This is a genomic window from Streptomyces sp. NPDC001843 (genome assembly GCF_042891955.1).
Classification (GTDB): Bacteria; Actinomycetota; Actinomycetes; order Streptomycetales; family Streptomycetaceae; genus Streptomyces.
This window is the reverse complement of the sequence record NZ_JBIATQ010000004.1, coordinates 85,353-103,955: the sequence shown is the minus strand read 5'-3', so window position 1 is coordinate 103,955 and position 18,603 is coordinate 85,353. Positions and strand designations below refer to the sequence as shown.

The 18,603-nt window shown below is 72.9% G+C and carries 18 protein-coding genes; 9 read left to right on the top strand and 9 right to left on the bottom strand.

Annotated features, from left to right (window positions below; all coding sequences use genetic code 11):
• Window positions 1-193: 193 nt before the first annotated feature.
• A complete protein-coding gene (locus ACFYZQ_RS11875; RefSeq protein WP_389145022.1) occupies window positions 194-1,648 on the top strand; it encodes a GNAT family N-acetyltransferase in 1,455 nt (484 codons plus the stop codon).
• Between the two features lie 46 nt (window positions 1,649-1,694).
• Here ACFYZQ_RS11875 and ACFYZQ_RS11870 read toward each other — a convergent pair whose 3' ends face one another.
• A complete protein-coding gene (locus ACFYZQ_RS11870; RefSeq protein WP_389145019.1) occupies window positions 1,695-2,900 on the bottom strand; it encodes a trans-sulfuration enzyme family protein in 1,206 nt (401 codons plus the stop codon).
• A gap of 60 nt (window positions 2,901-2,960) precedes the next feature.
• On the opposite strand from ACFYZQ_RS11870, the gene ACFYZQ_RS11865 reads away from it, so the two are divergent.
• From ACFYZQ_RS11865 to ACFYZQ_RS11845, 5 genes are all read left to right on the top strand, one after another.
• Window positions 2,961-3,455, top strand: a complete 495-nt coding sequence (locus tag ACFYZQ_RS11865; protein WP_388803488.1) for an Lrp/AsnC family transcriptional regulator — start codon at window positions 2,961-2,963, stop codon at window positions 3,453-3,455.
• Between the two features lie 32 nt (window positions 3,456-3,487).
• Complete coding sequence (locus ACFYZQ_RS11860; RefSeq protein WP_389145016.1) at window positions 3,488-5,179, top strand: DUF885 domain-containing protein; 1,692 nt, start codon at window positions 3,488-3,490, stop codon at window positions 5,177-5,179.
• A 128-nt stretch (window positions 5,180-5,307) separates the two neighbouring features.
• Window positions 5,308-5,568 carry a ferredoxin gene (locus tag ACFYZQ_RS11855; RefSeq protein ID WP_389145013.1) on the top strand — a complete coding sequence of 87 codons (261 nt, stop codon included), beginning with the start codon at window positions 5,308-5,310 and terminating at the stop codon, window positions 5,566-5,568.
• Entirely contained in the window at window positions 5,558-6,946 is a 1,389-nt protein-coding gene (locus tag ACFYZQ_RS11850) for an NAD(P)/FAD-dependent oxidoreductase (protein ID WP_389145010.1), read from the top strand. The genes ACFYZQ_RS11855 and ACFYZQ_RS11850 overlap by 11 nt, the downstream gene beginning before the upstream one ends.
• A 38-nt stretch (window positions 6,947-6,984) precedes the next feature.
• Window positions 6,985-8,220: a cytochrome P450 gene (locus tag ACFYZQ_RS11845; RefSeq protein WP_389145007.1), complete on the top strand. Its 1,236-nt coding sequence runs from the start codon at window positions 6,985-6,987 to the stop codon at window positions 8,218-8,220.
• Window positions 8,221-8,238: 18 nt separating this feature from the next.
• On the opposite strand, the gene ACFYZQ_RS11840 is transcribed toward ACFYZQ_RS11845, so the two are convergent.
• Both ACFYZQ_RS11840 and ACFYZQ_RS11835 read right to left on the bottom strand, forming a co-directional pair.
• Window positions 8,239-8,754 (bottom strand): immunity 21 family protein, encoded by a 516-nt coding sequence (locus ACFYZQ_RS11840; RefSeq protein ID WP_389145004.1) that lies wholly within the window; start codon window positions 8,752-8,754, stop codon window positions 8,239-8,241.
• An 11-nt stretch (window positions 8,755-8,765) separates the two neighbouring features.
• Window positions 8,766-9,242: a rhodanese-like domain-containing protein gene (locus ACFYZQ_RS11835; RefSeq protein ID WP_389145001.1), complete on the bottom strand. Its 477-nt coding sequence runs from the start codon at window positions 9,240-9,242 to the stop codon at window positions 8,766-8,768.
• 93 nt (window positions 9,243-9,335) lie between these two features.
• Between ACFYZQ_RS11835 and ACFYZQ_RS11830 the strand changes: the two genes are divergently transcribed.
• Window positions 9,336-9,782 (top strand): Lrp/AsnC family transcriptional regulator, encoded by a 447-nt coding sequence (locus ACFYZQ_RS11830; RefSeq protein ID WP_389144998.1) that lies wholly within the window; start codon window positions 9,336-9,338, stop codon window positions 9,780-9,782.
• 2 nt (window positions 9,783-9,784) lie between these two features.
• On the opposite strand, the gene ACFYZQ_RS11825 is transcribed toward ACFYZQ_RS11830, so the two are convergent.
• The 6 genes from ACFYZQ_RS11825 to ACFYZQ_RS11800 all read right to left on the bottom strand — a co-directional run bounded on the left by ACFYZQ_RS11825 (window position 9,785) and on the right by ACFYZQ_RS11800 (window position 16,169).
• A complete protein-coding gene (locus tag ACFYZQ_RS11825) occupies window positions 9,785-12,778 on the bottom strand; it encodes an AAA family ATPase (protein ID WP_389144995.1) in 2,994 nt (997 codons plus the stop codon).
• Window positions 12,775-13,938 carry an exonuclease SbcCD subunit D gene (locus ACFYZQ_RS11820; RefSeq protein WP_389144992.1) on the bottom strand — a complete coding sequence of 388 codons (1,164 nt, stop codon included), beginning with the start codon at window positions 13,936-13,938 and terminating at the stop codon, window positions 12,775-12,777. The genes ACFYZQ_RS11825 and ACFYZQ_RS11820 overlap by 4 nt, the downstream gene beginning before the upstream one ends.
• Before the next feature lie 107 nt (window positions 13,939-14,045).
• Complete coding sequence (locus tag ACFYZQ_RS11815; RefSeq protein WP_389144989.1) at window positions 14,046-14,672, bottom strand: YigZ family protein; 627 nt, start codon at window positions 14,670-14,672, stop codon at window positions 14,046-14,048.
• A 26-nt stretch (window positions 14,673-14,698) separates the two neighbouring features.
• On the bottom strand, window positions 14,699-15,241 hold the full coding sequence (locus ACFYZQ_RS11810; protein WP_389144986.1) for a SixA phosphatase family protein: 543 nt from the start codon (window positions 15,239-15,241) through the stop codon (window positions 14,699-14,701).
• Entirely contained in the window at window positions 15,238-15,420 is a 183-nt protein-coding gene (locus ACFYZQ_RS11805) for a hypothetical protein (RefSeq protein ID WP_389144983.1), read from the bottom strand. Before ACFYZQ_RS11805 ends, ACFYZQ_RS11810 begins: the two co-directional genes overlap by 4 nt.
• A complete protein-coding gene (locus tag ACFYZQ_RS11800; protein WP_389144981.1) occupies window positions 15,417-16,169 on the bottom strand; it encodes a hypothetical protein in 753 nt (250 codons plus the stop codon). Before ACFYZQ_RS11800 ends, ACFYZQ_RS11805 begins: the two co-directional genes overlap by 4 nt.
• A gap of 175 nt (window positions 16,170-16,344) precedes the next feature.
• Between ACFYZQ_RS11800 and ACFYZQ_RS11795 the strand changes: the two genes are divergently transcribed.
• Together ACFYZQ_RS11795 and ACFYZQ_RS11790 are read left to right on the top strand one after the other, a co-directional pair.
• Window positions 16,345-16,752 carry a CoA-binding protein gene (locus ACFYZQ_RS11795; protein ID WP_389144978.1) on the top strand — a complete coding sequence of 136 codons (408 nt, stop codon included), beginning with the start codon at window positions 16,345-16,347 and terminating at the stop codon, window positions 16,750-16,752.
• Window positions 16,753-16,953: 201 nt separating this feature from the next.
• The gene (locus ACFYZQ_RS11790; protein WP_389144975.1) at window positions 16,954-18,591 is read left to right on the top strand and encodes an APC family permease; all 1,638 of its coding nucleotides are present in this window, start codon (window positions 16,954-16,956) and stop codon (window positions 18,589-18,591) included.
• The last annotated feature ends 12 nt before the right edge of the window (window positions 18,592-18,603 follow it).

The window sequence follows — 18,603 nt, the reverse complement described above, 5'->3', positions numbered from 1 at the left end:
TCCCTTACCCTCGTCACCTGCGCCGCGCACCGGAGTCATCCCCCGGTGCGCGGCGTGCTGTCCCGCCCCCGTACAACCCGAAGCCACCGTATGGCGAGTCATAGAAAAAACAACAAAAGGGACAGAACCATGCTTTACCCATCAGTCACAATGCGTTTGTGATCACGCAACACCGTTCCTTCACAGTGGGTGCATGACTCGAGACATGTTCGATGTGAAGCGTGCGAAGAACGGGCGTCCGGTGCACCACTGGCGACGGGACGTCGTCGAACTCGCCGCCCTGTTCACGGCCGTCGCGGTGGCGGACGTGACGGCCGATCTGGTGGGACACGGGCCGGACGGCCCGGCGCTGCTGGTGATCTCGGCGATCGCGCTGGCGGCGACCGCGGGATTCCACGTCTGGTGGGCACGGCGCCACGGCCACGCACCGCCGGCCGGTGATACCGGTGCCCGGCCGTCCGCCGAGGTGCGGCAGGCCGGGCCGTCCGCCGAGTCCGCGGCGGCACCCGAGGCCGTGGCCGGGGCGAGCACGCTGTGGCGGATGCGGACGACGGTGAAGGACCAGCCGGGATCGCTGGCCGCGCTGTGCACGGCGCTGGCCGGGCGGCGGGTCGACATCCTGAGCCTGCAGACGCACCCGCTGGCCGAGGGCACGGTGGACGAGTTCCTGCTGCGGGCTCCCGGCGGGCTGGCGGCGGCGGAGATCTGCCGGGCGGTCTCGCTGGCCGGGGGCGCGGGCACCTGGATCGAGCGGGCCGACGCGCACGATCTGGTGGACGCGCCGACCCGGGTGCTCGGCCTGGCGGCCCGCACGGCGCTGGACGCGGCGGAACTTCCGCTGTCGCTGCGGCAGTTGCTGGGACGGTGCACCATCCGTTCCCTGCCCGCCGCTCCGGCCGGAAAGGCCCGTGGCCCGGAGGCCGTACCGGTCGAGGGGGTGCTCGAGGACACCGTCATGCGGTTGCGGGCGCCGGAGGGCGGAGTGATCACCGTGGAGCGGCCGTACCTGCCGTTCACGCCGACGGAGTTCGCGCGCGCCCGGGCCCTGGTGGAGCTGGACGCCCGGCTCGGTCCGCGGGTCCCGCACGGCCGGGATGTGCTGACCCTGCCGGAGGGCGACGCCATCACCGTGCGCCGGGCCGACCCACGGGACCTTCAGGCGGCCAGGGCGATGCACGAGCGCTGCTCGGCCCGGACCCTCGGCATGCGGTACCACGGGCCGGTCGCCGACGCGGACCGCTACCTCAACCATCTGCTGAGCCCCCGCTTCGGCCGGACGCTGGCCGTCGAGACCGCGTCGGGACGCGTCGTCGGCCTCGGCCACCTGCTGTGGGACGGCGACGAGACGGAGGTCGCGCTGCTCGTCGAGGACGACTGGCAGCGGCGCGGCATCGGCGGGGAGCTGCTGCGCCGGCTGGTGGCGATGGCGGTCGACGCGGGCTGCGAGAGCGTGTACGCGGTGACGCAGGCGTCCAACACCGGCATGGTCGCCGCGATGCGCGGGCTGGACCTGCCCCTCGACTACCAGGTCGAGGAGGGCACGCTCGTCATCACCGCCCGCCTGGACGCCACCCCGGTCGTCTCGAGGCCGCCCTACGACGGCGGCGCCGCACAGCAGCCGCCCGCCGGGCGCATCGCACGGGACTGACGCCCGGCCCGGGAAGAAGGCCCCCCGGGCCGGGCACCGGCGCGGGTCAGCCCACCGCCTGCCGGTGTCCCGCCCGGGCCGGGTCCCCGGTTCCGGCTCCGAGCGCCCGGTCCAGGTCCGCCCACAGGTCCTCGACGTCCTCCAGCCCCACCGACAGCCGCAGCAGCCGGTCGCTCACTCCGGCGCCCCGCCGGTCCGCGGCGTCGACGATGCGGTGGCTGATGGACGCCGGGTGCTGGATGAGGGTGTCGACGCTGCCCAGGCTCACGGCCGGCGTGATCAACCGCACCCGGCCGATGACCTCGTGGGGGTCGCCGTGCACCTCGAAGGCGATCATCGCGCCGCCGAGACGCGGGTAGCGGACCCGGGCCACGCGCGGGTCGGCCGTCAGGCGCCGGGCCAGTTCGGCGGCGTTCGCGGAGGCCGCCCGCACCCGCACCGGCAGCGTGGACAGCCCGCGCAGCAGCAGGTAGCCGGCCAGCGGGTGCAGGACGCCGCCGGTGGCGAACCGGATCTGCCGCAGCCGCCGCGCGAACTCCTCGTCACAGGCCACCACGCCCGCCAGCACATCACCGTGGCCGCCCAGGTACTTGGTGGCGCTGTGCAGCACCAGCCGGGCGCCGTGTTCCGCCGGGCGCTGCAGCACAGGGGTGGCGAAGGTGTTGTCCGCCAGCAGCGGCACGCTGCCGCACGCGTGGGCGATCGCGCGCAGGTCGAGTTCGGCGAGGGTCGGATTGGCCGGCGACTCCACCATCACCAGCCCGGTGTCGGGGCGCAGCGCGTCCGCGATCCCGGCCGGATCGGTCCAGGTCACCTCCGTGCCGAGCAGACCGGCGGTCAGCAGGTGGTCGCTGCAGCCGTAGAGGGGGCGCACGGCCACGACATGGCGCAGGCCCGTCGAGCCGCGCGCGAGCAGGACGGCGCTCAGCGCGGCCATGCCGCTGGCGAAGGCGACCGCCGCCTCGGTGCCCTCCAGCCGGGCCAGGGCGGTCTCGAACCGGGCCACGGTCGGGTTGCCCAGTCGCCCGTAGACCGGCGGGCCGACGGGTTCGGCGCCGTCGGCGGCGAAGGCGTCGATGCGGGCGGCCTCGGCGCGGCTGTCGTAGGAGGGGTAGGTCGTGGACAGGTCGATCGGCGGGGCGTGCAGTCCCTGCCGGGCCAGGTCGTCACGGCCGGCGTGCACGGCCTCGGTGGCGAGTGCTCTCGACGCGGTGCGCGCGTCGTCGTGTGCGCGGATGCTCGCTGAGTCCATGGGCGGAAGGGTGAACAGTGAACGGTTCTCCGGCCGCGTACTCCGTGCTACGTTCGGGCGATGGCCGAATCCGTCGAACTGGATCCGGTGGACCTGCATCTGCTGCGGCTGCTGCAGAACGACGCCCGGACCACCTACCGTGACCTCGCCGCGCAGGTCGGCGTCGCGCCCTCGACCTGTCTGGATCGGGTGACCAGGCTGCGCCGCTCGGGCGTGATCCTCGGCCATCAGCTGCGGCTCGACCCGGCGAAGCTGGGGCGCGGGCTGGAAGCGCTGCTGTCGGTGCAGGTCAGACCGCACCGCCGGGAGCTGGTGGGGCCGTTCGTGGAGCGGATCCGGGCGCTGCCGGAGTCACGGACGGTGTTCCATCTGACCGGGCCCGACGACTATCTGGTGCACGTCGCGGTCGCGGACATGGCGGACCTGCAGCGGCTGGTCCTGGACGAGTTCACGGCGCGGCGCGAGGTGGCCCGGGTGGAGACCCGGTTGATCTTCCAGCAGTGGGACTGCGGACCACTGCTGCCGCCGCGCACGCCCTCAGCTGAATCCGGGTGACGCGGACATCGGTGCCGTATGAGGATGACCGCATGTCTGAGACGAAGAGCCCGCTGCCCCGCGAGGTCGCCGACACCTATGTCGACGAGCTCATCGCCCTCGATCCGGCCCTCGGTACCTACCTCGGTGTCAAGGAGAGCTCGAGCAGGCTGCCCGACTTCTCCCCGGCGGGTCAGGAGGCCCGTGCGCGACTGGCGCGGACCACGCTGGCCCGGCTCGACGATGCCGAACGCCTGCCCGGCGCGGACAGCGACCAGGAGCGCCGCTGCGGACGGCTGCTGCGCGAGCGGCTCACCGCCCAGCTCGCGGTGCACGAGGCCGAGGAGGGCCTGCGCGAGGTCGGCAACATGAGCACACCCGGGCACGTCGTGCGGGACATCTTCACCGTGACGCCGGCGCAGACGGAGGAGGACTGGGCGGCGATCGCCGAGCGGCTGCGCGCGGTCCCGGCCGCGCTGGCGGGCTACCGCGAGTCCCTGACTCTCGGTCTGGAACGCAAGCTGTACGCGGCGCCGCGCCCCACCGCCACGTTCGTCGAACAGCTCACGGAATGGTCGGACACGGACGGGAAAGGCCGCGGCTGGTACGAGGACTTCGCCGCGGCGGGTCCCGAGGCGCTGCGTGCGGAACTGGACGAGGCCGCCCGCGCGGCGACCGCGTCCGTGGTGGCGCTGCGGGACTGGATGCGGGACGTGTACACGCCCGCTCTCGAGGGCGCGCCGAACACCGTGGGCCGTGAGCGCTACGCCCGCTGGGTGCGCTACTACAACGGCGCCGACGTGGACCTGGACGAGGCGTACGCGTACGGCTGGGCCGAGTTCCACCGCATCCTCGGCGAGATGCGGCAGGAGGCCGAGAAGATCCTTCCTGGCGCCGAGACGCCGTGGGTGGCGCTGGCGCACCTGGACGAGCACGGCAGGCACATCGAGGGCGTCGACGAGGTCCGCGAGTGGCTGCAGGGGCTGATGGACCGGGCGATCGAGGAGCTGAACGGCACCCACTTCGAACTCGCGGAGCGGGTGCGGAAGGTGGAGGCGTGCATCGCGCCGCCCGGCGGTGCCGCGGCCCCGTACTACACGGCCCCGTCGGAGGACTTCTCCCGCCCCGGCCGCACCTGGCTGCCCACGATGGGACAGACCCGGTTCCCGGTGTACGACCTGGTCTCGACCTGGTACCACGAGGGCGTGCCGGGTCACCACCTGCAGCTCGCCCAGTGGGCGCACGTGGCCGAGGACCTCTCCCGCTACCAGGCGTCGATCGGCGGGGTCAGTGCGAACGCCGAGGGCTGGGCGCTGTACGCGGAGCGCCTGATGGACGAACTCGGCTACCTCACCGATCCCGAGGAGCGGCTGGGCTATCTGGACGCGCAGATGATGCGGGCCGCGCGGGTGATCATCGACATCGGCATGCACCTCGAGCTGGAGATCCCGGCGGACTCACCGTTCCACCCCGGTGAGCGCTGGACGCCGGAGCTGGCGCAGGAGTTCTTCGCCGCGCACAGCAGCCGGCCGGCGGACTTCGTGGAGAGCGAGCTGACCCGCTACCTCACCATCCCGGGGCAGGCGATCGGCTACAAGTTGGGCGAGCGGGCCTGGCTGCTGGGCCGGGAGAACGCCCGCAGGCGGCACGGCGAGGCGTTCGACCTGAAGGCCTGGCACATGGCGGCGCTCTCCCAGGGCTCACTGGGCCTGGACGACCTGGTGGACGAGCTGTCCCGGCTCTGACCGCGGGCCCCGAGGTCCCCGCGCCCCGGTGAGCGCCGGTCACCCGATCGGCCCTACCCGCGCGCGGGGCCTCGCCGCGGCTTCCATGCTGGTCTGCGAGACCAGGCCACCGGAAGGGCGGATCGTCGATGAGGCTCGTCGTGGATCTCAACAAGTGTCAGGGGTACGCGCAGTGCGCGTTCCTCGCGCCCGACGTGTTCGCCATGCACGGCGAGGAGTCGCTGATCTACAACCCGCAGCCCGCCGAGGACCAGCGGGAAAGAGTGGTCCGGGCCGTCGCCGCCTGCCCGGTGCAGGCGATCACGGCCGACGGTCTGGTCACGGCCGACGGTCTGGACGGCACGGGTGAGCGTGCGCCGGCCGGCCGGGAGACGTCCGATGGCCGCTGACTACGGGGACTGGCTCAGGCGCGAGGGCCGCATCGTGATCGTGGGCGCCTCACTGGCCGGCCTGCGGGCCGCCGAGACGCTGCGCGCCGAGGGTTTCACCGGCGAGCTCACCCTGATCGGTGACGAGCCCTACGAGCCGTACGACCGGCCGCCGCTGTCCAAGGCCGTCCTGCTGGGCAGGGCGACGCCGCAGCACACCGAGCTGCCCCACCGCTGGGAGATCGACGCGAAGTGGCGGCTGGGCGTCGCGGCGACGGGACTCGACCTGGCGGCCAAGCGGGTACGGCTCGCCGACGGCGACGAGGTGGAGTACGACCGGCTGCTCATCGCGACCGGCGTCCGCGCCCGGCCCTGGCCGAAAGAGGAGGAGAGCCGCCTGGACGGCGTCTGCCTGCTGCGGACCCGCGAGGACGCGGCCGGGCTGTACCGGAGGCTGAAGGCCGGGCCACGCCGGGTGTTCGTGATCGGTGCCGGGTTCACCGGTTCCGAGATCGCCTCGGGCTGCCGTGAGATGGGCCTCGCGGTCACCGTCGCGGAGCGCGCCGGTGCCCCGCTGGTGGGCGCCCTCGGCGGGGTGATCGGCGCGGTCGCCGCCGACCTGCAGCTCGAGAACGGCGTGGACCTGCGCACCCATGTCACGGTGACGGCGCTGGAGGGGGACGCGGTCGGCAGGGTGCGGGCCGTCCATCTGTCCGACGAGAGCACCGTCGAGACGGACGTGGTGGTGGTCTCGTTGGGTTCGATGCGCAACACCGAGTGGCTGACCGGGTCGGGGCTCGGTGCGGGGCCCCGGGGCATCGCCTGCGACGCGGGTTGCCGGGCCTTCGACTTCCGGGGGATCGTCACCGACGACGTGTTCGTCGCGGGTGACGTGGCGCGGTCCCCGCACGCGCTGTTCGGCTACCAGTTCCTCTCGCTCGAACACTGGGGCAACGCCCTCGCCCAGGCGGAGACGGCCGCGCACAACATGATCTGCCCGGGCGCCGAGCGGCGTCCGCACCTGTGGATGCCCGCCTTCTGGTCGTCCCAGTTCGGGGTGAACATCAAGTCGGTCGGTGTACCGCCCATGGGCGAGCAGCTGATGATCACTCAAGGGTCGCTGGCGGAACGGCGCTTCGTCGGCGTCTACGGCCACCAGGGCCGGATGGTGGCCGCGGTGAGCTTCGACAACACGCGGTGGCTGGAGTTCTACCAGCGGCAGATCGAGCGGGGTGCCCCGTTCCCGGTGGAGTTCCCGACCGTGGACCGGCGCCCCGAGGGGCGGCCGGTGCCGGCGGACTTCCCCGACCCGTCGCTGCCGACCCATGGCCCCACCGTGACCCTGAGCGGCTACTCACCGGCCGACCAGCATCTGGTCTTCACCCCCGGCCGCCACTGAGCGGCCGACCGGCCCCCTCACCTTCCTAGGGACCCGCCATGACGCACGCCCCGCTCCTGCGCCAGATCACCGACTACGCCAACCGCGCCGACCCGTATCCGCTGTACGAGGAGCTCCGTAAGACCCCGGTGCTGCAGGAGGAGGACGGCGGCCCGTACGTCATCAGTTCGTACTGGGACATCGAGAGCCTGCTCCACGACCCGCGGATCAGCTCGGACGCCTCCAACCTGGCCGCGGCCGGCGACGACGAACTCTCCGGCACCGAGCAGACGGGCCTGCCGCCGAGCTTCATCCGGCTGGACCCGCCGGAGCACGACCGGCTACGGCGGATCGCCAACAGCTCCTTCGGCCCGCCGCACCGGCCCCACCGGGTCGACGCCCTGCGCGGTGATCTCGCCCGGATCGTCACCGACCTGATCGACGGCTTCGGAGACGCCCGGGAGATCGACCTGGTCGACGAGTTCGCCTATCCCTTCCCGGTGACCGTGATCTGCCGGCTGCTCGGGGTGCCGCGCGAGGACGAGCCGCGTTTCCGCGCCTGGGTGGACCCGCTGGTCGCCAGTCTCGACCCGGACACCCGGCAGGGCGCGAGCGCGGAGTTCAAGGAGTCCGCGCAGAAGGCGCGGATGGAGCTCGGCATGTACCTGGCCGGCCTGGTCGAACAGCGGACCAAGGAGCCGCAGAGCGACATGCTGTCCGACCTGGTGAACAGCCGCGGCCCGGACGGCGCCATGACGATGATGGAGGTCCTGAGCACGGCCGTGCTGCTGCTCATCGCGGGCCACGAGACGACCGTCAACCTCATCACCAACGGCATGCTCACGCTGCTGCGCCACCCGCGGATCCTGGAGCGGCTGCGCGACGACCCCGGTCTGTCGGTCAAGGTCGTCGAGGAACTGCTGCGCTACGAGCCGCCGGTGCAGCTGGTGCCGCAGCGCACCTGCATCGCGGACATCGAGGTGCGCGGGGTCACGATTCCCAAGGGTTCGCGGATCTGGCTGGTCCTCGCCGCCGGCAACCGGGACCCGGAGCGCTTCCACGAGCCCGACCGGTTCGACCCGGACCGTGAGGACATCCAGCACCTCGGTTTCGGCAGCGGCATCCACAGCTGCTTCGGCGCTCCGCTGGCGCGGCTGGAAACCCAGCTGGCGCTGTCCGAGCTGGCCCGGCGGCTGGACAATCCGCGTCTGGTCGAGGATCCGCCGCCGTACCGGCCGAACGCGGTGCTGCGCGGTCCGCGTCATCTGCGGATCGCCTTCGACGGTCTGCGTTGACCGCCGGGCGGGACCGGCTCAGTCCGCAAGCCGCCTGAGCTGCACCAGACCGACCCAGGTCTCCGGTCCGGGCTGGGCGTACGCGGCGCGCACCGAGTACGGGCCCGGTTCCAGGGGGACGCGCAGGTGTTCGGCGCCCTGAGTCGCGCCGCCCGGCCAGGCGGAGTCGAACAGCACCACCGGGCCGGGCACGTTCCAGCGGATCTCGTGGTCCCACACGGCCGCGTCGAGCGCGGCGGGGACACCGGCCAGCAGCTCCCTCTCGGAGTTGGCGGCGGACCAGCGCACGAAGGTGCCGTGGTCGGGCAGGTAGGAGGTGGAGGCGGGTTCGTCACCGAAGACGAGGGCCGCGCTGTCGCCGACCGGGAGCAGGCCGACGTAGCCGTCGACCTCGCACGCGCGGTCGTAGTCCGTGGCGAGTTCCTCGCTGTCGGCGCCCGCCCAGAACGGCAGCACCGTCTCCGGTACCGCTATCAGCGGGCCGCCCCCGGACTCCACCCACTCCAGCGCGCCTGGATCCGCGTATCGAGCCATGGGCACAGAACCTAGCAGCCGCAGTCGCCGTCCACCGGCGCGGTCAGCGAGTCGGCGGCCCGGCGCTCGCGCCCCCGCCGGGTCTCGAACTCGAAGCCCTCGCGCACCCAGTACTCGAAGCCGCCGAGCATCTCCTTGACCTGGTAGCCGAGTTCGGCCAGGGCGAGCGCGGCGCGGGTGGCGCCGTTGCAGCCGGGACCCCAGCAGTACGTCACCACCGGCACGGATCTGTCGAGGAGTTGCCGGGCCCGCTCGGGGATGAGCGCGGTGGGGAGGTGGACCGCGCCCGGGACGTGACCCTGGTCCCAGGACTCGGTGGAGCGGGAGTCGAGGACGACGAATCCCGGGTCACCGTCGGCGGCGAGCGCGGCGGCCACGTCGGAGACGTCGGCGTGGAAGGCCAGGCTCGCGCGGAAGTGGGCGGCGGCTTCGGTGGGAGCGGCGGGGGCGACCCGCAGGACGGGATTCACGGTGCTGGTGGTGGTCATGACCGAAATCTACGGTCGGTGGCCCGCACCCTGAAGTGAGGATCCACGGCCTTTCCCTTGATCGGCCGGGGCATCCCTTGGTATCCATGCGGGATGACCGTGTTTTCCCCGGACGCCACCGACTGGCGCATCCTCGAGATCCTCCAGCGGGACGGACGGGCCGGCTATGCCGAGCTGGCCCGTGCCGTCTCCATGTCGCCGAGCGCGGTCACGGAGCGGGTGCGCCGACTTGAGGAGGCGGGCGTCATCCAGGGGTACGCGGCGGTGGTGGACCCCGAACGCCTTGGTCTGTCGATCCTCGCGTTCGTGCGGCTGAGGTATCCCAACGGCAACTACAAGCCGTTCCACGACCTGGTGGCCGCGACGCCGGAGATTCTCGAGGCGCACCACGTCACGGGCGACGACTGCTTCGTCATCAAGGTCGCCGCGCGGTCCATGCCCCATCTTGAGGAGATCTCCGGGAAGATCGGCGCGCTGGGTTCGGTGACCACCAGTGTCGTCTACTCCTCACCCCTGCCCCGGCGGCCGCTCGGGCGCTGACCTCAGCGGACGCCCCGCTGCCGGAGTGTGGATCCGGTGCGTTCCTTCACCACCTCCAATTGCGCGTGGATCCGGCGGCGCAGGTCGGCGACATGGCTGACGATGCCGACGCTGCGGTCCCGTTCGCGGAGCGAGTCGAGGACGTCGAGGACCTCGTCGAGGGTCTGGTCGTCGAGGCTGCCGAAGCCCTCGTCGATGAAGAGCGTGTCCAGCCGCACCCCGCCGGCCTCGTCGGTGACGACGTCCGCGAGGCCGAGGGCGAGCGCGAGGGAGGCGAAGAACGTCTCGCCGCCGGACAGCGTCGCCGTGTCCCGCTCACGTCCGGTCCAGGCGTCCACGACGTGCAGACCGAGCCCGCTGCGGCCGCGTCCGCTGCGGTCGGCGGAGTGGACGAGCGTGTAGCGGCCGGAGGACATCCGCTGCAGCCGTACGGTCGCGGCGGCGGCGACCTGTTCCAGGCGGGCCGCCAGTACGTACGACTCCAGGCGCATCCGGCGCTCGTTGTCCGCGGAGGTCCCCGCGGTGAGGGCGGCCAGGCGGGCCACGCGCTCGTGCTCCTCGCGCAGCGGTGCCAGTCGTCGCACTCCGTCGGCGGCGCGGGCGGAGAGCCGGTCGAGCTCGGCGCAGCAGCGGGCGGCGGCGTCGCGCGCGGAGGCGGCCTCGCGCAGCCGCCGGGCCGCCCGTATGGCGGTCTCCTCCGCCGTCGCGGGATCGGCGGGCGGCCGCTGGGCGGCGGCGGCCGTGTCGGACTCGGCCAGCACGGCCCGCACGGCGGCTTCCTCGGACTGCCAGTCGTCCAGGCGGTGTTGCAGCTCCCGGTGGGCCGCGTCGTCGAGCAGTGCGGCGGCCGCCTCCTGCGGGGTGTCGAAGCCGGCGCGGTACGCGGCGTCGGCGAGCCGGGCGTCGGCGTCCTTGAGGCGCTGGGCGGCGTCCTCGGCGGCGCGCGCGGCGTCGGCGGCCTCGGTGAGCAGCCTGACCCGCTGTTCCAGCTGGGCGGCCCGCGCGGCCACGCTGTCGGCGCCGTCCCGTGCTTCGGCGAGTTCCTGCTCCAGGGTGGCCTGTTCGTGGTCGAGGGTCTCGCGGCGGGTGAGCCGGGAGGCGGCCCGGACGGCGGCCTGCTGCCGGGCCGTGAGACGCCGCTCGCGTTCCTGCTCGGCCCGGCGCAGCTCCTCGCGCACGGCGTGCAACCCGGAGGAGTCCCGGCGGGCGCGCGCGTACTCCTGCTCCAGCCGGTCCGCTTCTTCGGCCAGTCGGGCCGTGGGCGTGTCGCCCGCTTCGGCGGTCGCGGCGGCCAGCGCCTCTCGTACGACGCCCAGGCGCCGCTCGTCCTCGGCGTGCTGTTCCTCGGCGTGCCGGGAGGCCGCGAGCGCCCGCTCCTCCGCCTCGCGGCCGACGTGTCCGGCGACCTTGCGTGCCGGGGCCGGGTGTTCGGTGGCGCCGCAGACCGCACAGGGCTGACCGTCGGTGAGGCTCGCGGCCAGTTCGGCGGCGATGCCGCTCAGGCGCTGTTCCTTCAGGTCGAGCCAGTGGCGGCGGGCCTCCAGTGCGCGGTTGCCGGAGGCGAGGGCACGCCGCTGGGCCTCCTCCGTGTCACCGGCCAGTTGGTCGCGCATCCGGGCCGCGTCGAGTCGCCGGCGGGTGGGTTCGCGCTGGACGGCGAGTTGTTCGGCCCTGGTGGCGGCCTCCTGCGCGGATTCGATGCGGGCCTGGAGGGACGCGCGGGTGGCGTCCCACCCGGCGAGCCAGTGCTCCGCCTCCCGCAGAACGTCCTCGTCGTCGCGCTCCAGGCGGTCCAGTTCCGCGCGCTCGGTGACGAGTTCGCCGAGCCGCTGCTCGGCGCGGCGGGCCGACTCCAGGCCGCCCAGTTCCTCGGCGGCGCGGCGGGCGGCCGCCGCGAGCCCGGCCGTCCCGGCGTCCGCCCAGGTGTCCGGAAGCCGGCCGCGCGCCCGTGTGTGCGCGACGGTCGCCCTGCGGTGCTCGGCGTCGGCGGCCTCCCGCAGCTCCAGCGTGGGCGCCACCGCCTCGGCCTTGCGCGCCCGCTCCATCCGTGTCTGTGCCTCCCGGTGGGCACCGGCCCGCTCCTGCAGGCGTCCGGCGCGCTCCCGGGCCTCCGTGAACCGGCGTTGCAGCCGCGCGAGTTCGCGTACGTCGGTCAGCGTGCGTTCGGCGGTGGCCTGCGCCGACTCGGTCGCGGCGAGGCGGCAGTCGGCGACGGTGAGCCGTTCGCGTGCCGTGCTGCGGGCGACGGCCGCCGCGCTCAGCACGGCCTCGGCGAGGCCCGGTGCGCCGGGGGCCAGCTCCGGCAGCTCCATGGCGTCCCCGGCCTCCTGCTGCATGCGGTGGGCGTCGGCGAGCAGTGCCGCGTCCCCCTCGCGCACCCGGGCCTCGGTGGTGCGTCGGCGTTCGGCGAGGTGCTTCTCGACCTCGGCGAAGCGCCGGGTGTCGAAGAGCCGGCCGAGCAGCCTGCCGCGGGCCTCGGCGTCGGCGCGCAGGAAACGGGCGAAGTCGCCCTGGGGCAGCAGGACGACCTGGCAGAACTGCTCGCGGCTCATACCGAGCAGCTGCTCGACCTCGTTGCCGACCTCCTGGTGGGAACGGCTGAGGTCCTTCCAGGTGCCGTGCGTGGCGTCGTACTCGCGCAGCCAGGTCTGGGCCTTGTCGACCGTCGTTCCCTTGCCGCGGAGCTTGGCGCGTTCCCACGGCGGCTGCCGGATGATCTCCAACCGGCGTCCGGCGACGGTGAGTTCGAGACGGACCTCGGTGCGTGTGCCCGGTTCCGCGTGATCGCTGCGCAGGTTCGTGCCCTGGTTGCCCTGTCGTGCTCCGGGCACGGCGCCGTAGAGCGCGTAGCACACGGCGTCCAGCACGGAGGTCTTTCCGGCGCCGGTGGGTCCGTGCAGCAGGAACAGCCCGGCGGCGGACAACGCGTCGAAGTCGACCGTCCGGGCGCCGCCGAAGGGCCCGAAGGCGGTGATGTCGAGCCGGTGCAGCCTCACCGGGCCACCTCCCGCACCACGTCGTCGGCGCGCACCGCGTCGAACGCCTCGCGCAGCACCTTCTGTTCGTGTTCGTCGGGTCCCGCGCCGCGCACATGGGCGACGAAGTCCTGGGCGATCTGCTCGTCGCTGCGGTCCGCGAGGCGCCGGGAGTAGGAGACGGTGGGGTCGTCGGGGGCCCGGTCGGGGGCGAAGACGAGGCTGAGGGTGTGCGGGAAGCGCTCGGTGAGCCGGGCCATGGGGTCGGCGGGGCGGACCGGGTCGGTGAGGGTGGCCTCGACCCAGGCGTTCTCGTGCCGGGCCAGCGCGGGGTCCGCGAGGAGGTTCTCCAGGGTGCCGCGGACGCGGGCGAGCGGGCGGGGCACGGGGCAGTCGACGCGTTCGGCGGTGACGGCGCCGTCGGCGTCCAGGTCGACGAGCCACATGCTCTTGCGGTGGTCGGTCTCCGAGAAGGAGTAGGCCAGCGGGGAACCCGAGTAGCGGACGCGTTCGGTGATGGTCTGGCAGCCGTGCAGATGACCAAGGGCCACGTAGTCGACCCCGTCGAACACGCCGGCGGGTACGGCGGACACTCCGCCGACGGTGATGTCCCGTTCGCTGTCGCTGGCCCGGCCGCCGGTGACGAAGGCGTGCGCGAGGACCACGGATCGGGTGCCGGGGGCGCGGGCCGCGAGGTCGGCGCGGACCCGGTCCATGGCGGCGGCCAGAACGGACTCGTGGGCCGCCTTCTCGACCCGGAACTCGTCCTTCACCAGAGCGGGTTCCAGGTAAGGCAGCCCGTAGAAGGCGACGTCCCCGAAGGAGTCGGTGAGCACGACGGGTGTCCCGCAGGCGGAGGGCTCGGTCCGCAGGTGGATGCCCGCACGCCCGATCAGACCCGCGCCGACGCCGAGACGGCGGGCCGAGTCGTGGTTCCCGGAGATCATCACCGTGGGCACGCCCAGGTCGGCCAGCCGGTGCAGGGCGTCGTCGAACAACTCGACCGCGGCGAGCGGGGGCACCGCCCGGTCGTAGACGTCTCCCGACACGACGACCGCGTCCACGTCGCGTTCCCGTACGGTCGTGACGAGGTGACCGATGAACTCGGCCTGGGCGCCGAGCATGTTCACCCGGTGGAAGGCCCGGCCGAGATGCCAGTCGGAAGTGTGCAGGAGCCTCATGATCCCCGAGACTAACGGCCGGGTCCGACATCACGGGCGGTCACTCCCGTACCGCCCCGTCATGGGGCCCTCTCCGGGGGCGACTTGTGTCCGATTCGTGCCGAACGTCACACGTCCCCGTAGGCCTCCCCGCCCAGTTCGAACCCCGCCGTCCCGGATGTGACGTCGGCCAGCCAGGCCCGGAAGGCGTCCACCTCGGTGTCCGGCAGGCCGATGTCGATGGTGACCGCCTCGCCGTAGCGCACGTCCCGCACCTCCCGTCCGGTCGCGCGCAGGTCGTTCTGCACCTTGCCGGCGCGCTGGTGGTCGACGGTGACCGTGGCCAGCCGGAAGCGGCGCCGGGTGCGGGTGCCGAGCGCGTCCAGCGCCTCGCCCACGGCGCCGCCGTAGGCGCGGATGAGCCCGCCGGCGCCCAGTTTGACCCCGCCGTAGTAACGGGTGACGACGGCGACGACGTAGCGCATGTCGCGGCGCAGCAGCATCTGGAGCATGGGCACGCCGGCCGTGCCGCCCGGTTCGCCGTCGTCGCTGGCCTTCTGGACGGAGGCGTCGGCGCCGATGACGTACGCCCAGCAGTTGTGCGTGGCGTCCGCGTGCTCCTTGCGGACCGCGGCGACGAAGTCCTGGGCCTCCTGCTCGCTGGCCGCCGGGGCGAGGGCGCACAGGAAGCGGGAGCGGTTGACCTCGGTCTCGTGCACGCCCGCGCGGGCGACTGTGCGGTACTCGTCCTGCATCCGGCCAGCCTATGCCCGTCGAACGCCTACTCCTTCCGGCCCCGGGGCACGGTCACCGACGTCAGCAGTGCCGTGCCGGGCGTCAGGTCCCGCCAGGTCGGGCCGTGCCAGGTCAGGTCGGCGATCGCCGAGGTCGGGAACTTCGCGCGCACCTGCCCCAGGGCGTCTCCCAGGTCGTCCCCGGCCAGGTCCAGGACGAGGTCCTCGAGGCCGGGGTTGTGCCCGACGAGGAGCAGCGTCGCGACGTCGGGCGGCACCTCGCGCACGACGTGGAGCAGTTCCGGCACGTCGGCCGCGTACAGCCGCGGGTCGAACCGTACGGGAGGCGGGGTGCCCCACTGCGTCGAGGCCAGCTCCCAGGTCTGGCGGGCGCGTACGGCGGTGGAGCACAGGGCGAGGTCGGGCAGCCGGTCGGCCTCGGCCAGGGCTCGGCCCGCCGCGGGCGCGTCACGGCGCCCGCGGGGCGCCAGCGGGCGCTCGTGGTCGGCGACCCCCGGCGGCCAGGCCGACTTGGCGTGCCGCAGGACGACCAGCCGGCGCAGCGGGCCCACGCCCGCGGGGGCCCTCACGACAGGCCCCCGAAGTCCCGCACCAGCTCCGGACCGAGGCCGGCGCAGACAGGGAAACGGCCCGCCGCGGGCACGTCGCGGCGCCGCGACGAGGACTCGGCCACACCCGGCCGGACCGACTCGACATGCAGCAGCACAGCCACCCGCCGCAACAGGCCGGCACCCGCGCGGGCCCTCACGACAGGCTCCCGAGGTCCCGCACCAGGTCGAGGCCGAGGAGCCGGTCGGCGTAGGCGTAGGTCTCGAAGCGGGCGCCGTCCGGCAGGCCCGGCTCGGTCTCCACGCGGCCGAGCACGCGCAGCACCCCGGGCACGTCCAGATCGTCCTCCCAGGCGGTGCGCAGCCGTCCGCGCACCTCCTCGGGAACCGGCCGCGACGGCTGCCGGGCCCAGCCGGCGACGGCCCGCCGCCAGCGCGCGAGACTGCGGTCCGCTGCGTCGAGGGCGTCCGTGTCGAGTCGTACGGGTGTCCCGCGGGGCGCGGCGAGCAGGGCCAGGCGCAGGGCGGCGGGATCGCGGACACCGCCGTCGGCCACCGTGGGAGGCTCCGGCCCGGTCACCGGAGCGACCTCGACCAGGACGGCTCCGTCCGGCGACGTTCCGTCGGTCGCCGCCCCCCGCTCCCCCGCCACACGGATGACCTGGGACTCGCCCAGCCCCGTCGCGAGGTCCCGGCCGTCCTCGAAGGGGCGGATGCCCAGGCCGGTGGCGGCGGCACGGAGTTCCGGCTGCTGCCGGTCGCCGGTGAGCACGGCCCAGACCGGGGTGCCGCCGAGTTCCAGGACGCGGACGAGGACGTCGGCGACCAGCAGCACGCGAAGGGCGGAGGCGTCGAGGCCCGAGGCGTGCGCGTGGACCCGGGTCAGGCCCCGCCGGGCGGGAGCGGCCTCGACGGGCTCACCGGTGCGGGAGTCGATGATGCGCAGCACGGCCCGACTGTAGGCGCAGGGACGGCCCTTTGCAGACACTTGGCCGCGATTGCGGACGTTGTGGCGGGATACCGGACGGCCGGGGAGCGGCTTTTGGACAGCGCGGCGGGAATCACCGCCCGGCGGCCGCCGTTCCCGCCGAGGACAGTGACCCCGAGGCCCGAGGAGGCCGGCCGTGTACGGCGACGCAGCGACCATCCGCAGGATCCTGACCGAGCTCGGTGACACCTGGGCCGTCGTCGGCCTCTCCTCGAACCGGGGCCGGGCCGCGTACGGCGTCGCCGAGGTGCTGCGGCGCTTCGGCAAGCGTGTGGTGCCCGTCCACCCGAAGGCGGAGACGGTGCACGGCGAGCCCGGCTACGCCTCCCTCGCGGAGATCCCCTTCGAGGTGGACGTGGTCGACGTCTTCGTCAACAGCGACCTCGCCGGACCGGTCGCCGACGAGGCGGTCGCCAAGGGTGCCAAGGCGGTCTGGTTCCAGCTCGGGGTGATCGACGAGGCCGCGTACGAGCGGGTCCGGGCGGCTGGAGTGGACATGGTGATGGACCGGTGCCCGGCGATCGAAATTCCTCGTCTGGGCTAGCTGTCTTACTCTCTTCTCACATTCCGTGTCTGAATACGAACATTCCGTGTAACCCCCTGACCTGTACAAAGACTGTGGCGCTGCGTTCCGGCTCAACAGTCAAAATTTGGGAAACAGTCTTTTGCCGCCTCGCAAGGCGTCCCTACCCTGTGGCCTCATTGCTCGTTAATCCTCTGTTCAGAAACTGAGAGGCCACTTGACATGGCGAATGTCGACCATGCCGTGCCGCAAGCCACGAGAGACCCGAGCGGTCTGCGAAGGGACGTCGGGCTGATCGGACTGATGTGGGCCTCCGTGGGGTCCATCATCGGTTCCGGCTGGCTCTACGGAGCCCAGAAGGCCGTCGTGGCGGCCGGCCCCGCGGCGATCATCTCGTGGGTGATCGGCGCGGTGGCCATCGTCCTGCTCGCGCTGGTGCACGCCGAACTCGGCGGCATGTTCCCGGTGGCGGGCGGAACGGCGCGCTACCCGCACTACGCGTTCGGCGGCCTGGCCGGCATGTCGTTCGGATGGTTCGCCTGGCTGCAGGCGGCGACCGTGGCCCCGATCGAGGTCGAGGCCATGATCGGCTACGCCGCGCACTGGCACTTCGCCCAGGGCTTCCAGCACGCCGACCAGACGCTGACACCCAGCGGCTTCGTCGTCGCCGTCCTCCTCATGGCGGTCTTCGTCGCGGTCAACTTCTTCGGTGTCCGGGCCCTGGCGCACACCAACAGCGCCGCCACCTGGTGGAAGATCGCCGTCCCGCTGGGCGCCATCTTCATCATCGCCGCGGGCCACTTCCACGGCGGCAACTTCACCTCGGAGGGCTTCGCCCCGTTCGGCGCGAAGGGCGTGCTGAGCGCCATCAGCGGAAGCGGCATCATCTTCGCCCTGCTGGGCTTCGAGCAGGCGATCCAGCTGGCGGGCGAGAGCCGCAACCCCCAGCGTGACCTGCCGCGCGCCACGCTCGGATCGGTCGCGATCGGTGCGGTGATCTACATCCTGCTCCAGGTCGTGTTCATCGCCGCACTGCCGCACAGCGCCTTCGCGCACGGTTGGGCCCATCTGAACTTCCCGGGCATCAGCGGTCCGTGGGCGGGCCTGGCGACCCTGGTGGGTCTGGGCTGGCTGGCCGTGGTGCTGTACGTGGACGCGGTGATCTCCCCCGGTGGCACCGGCCTGATCTACACCACCGCCACCTCCCGCGTCTCCTTCGGCCTCGCGAAGAACGGCTACGCGCCGAAGATCTTCGCCCAGACCGACAAGCGCGGCGTGCCCTGGTTCGGCCTGATCATCTCCTTCGTGACCGGCGTGGTCTGCTTCCTGCCCTTCCCCAGCTGGCAGGAGCTGGTCGGCTTCATCACCTCGGCGAGCGTCCTGATGTACGCCGGCGCTCCGCTCGCGTACGGCGTCTTCTCCGACCGGCTGCCGCACTTCGCGCGCCCGTACCGGCTGCCCGCCGGCAAGGTCATCTCGCCGCTGTCGTTCGTGGTGGCGAGCCTCATCATCTACTGGTCCGGCTGGGACACCCTGTGGCGGCTCGGCATCGCCATCATCCTCGGCTACGTGCTGCTCGGCTCCTACGCCTGGTACGCCACGAGCAAGGAACTGCCGGACGCGCCCCGGATGGACTTCAAGGCCGCCCAGTGGCTCCCGGTCTACCTGCTGGGCATGGGCGTGATCTCCTGGCTGGGCGGCTTCGGCGGCTCCGGCAAGCTCCCGCTGTGGTGGGACATAGTGGTGATCGCGGCGTTCTCCGTCGGTATCTACTACTGGGCCAAGGCCTCCGCCTCGGGCACCGAGGAGATCGAGCGCAGCATCGACGAGGTCGTGGTCGTGGACATGCCCGCGCACTGAGCGCAGCCGTCC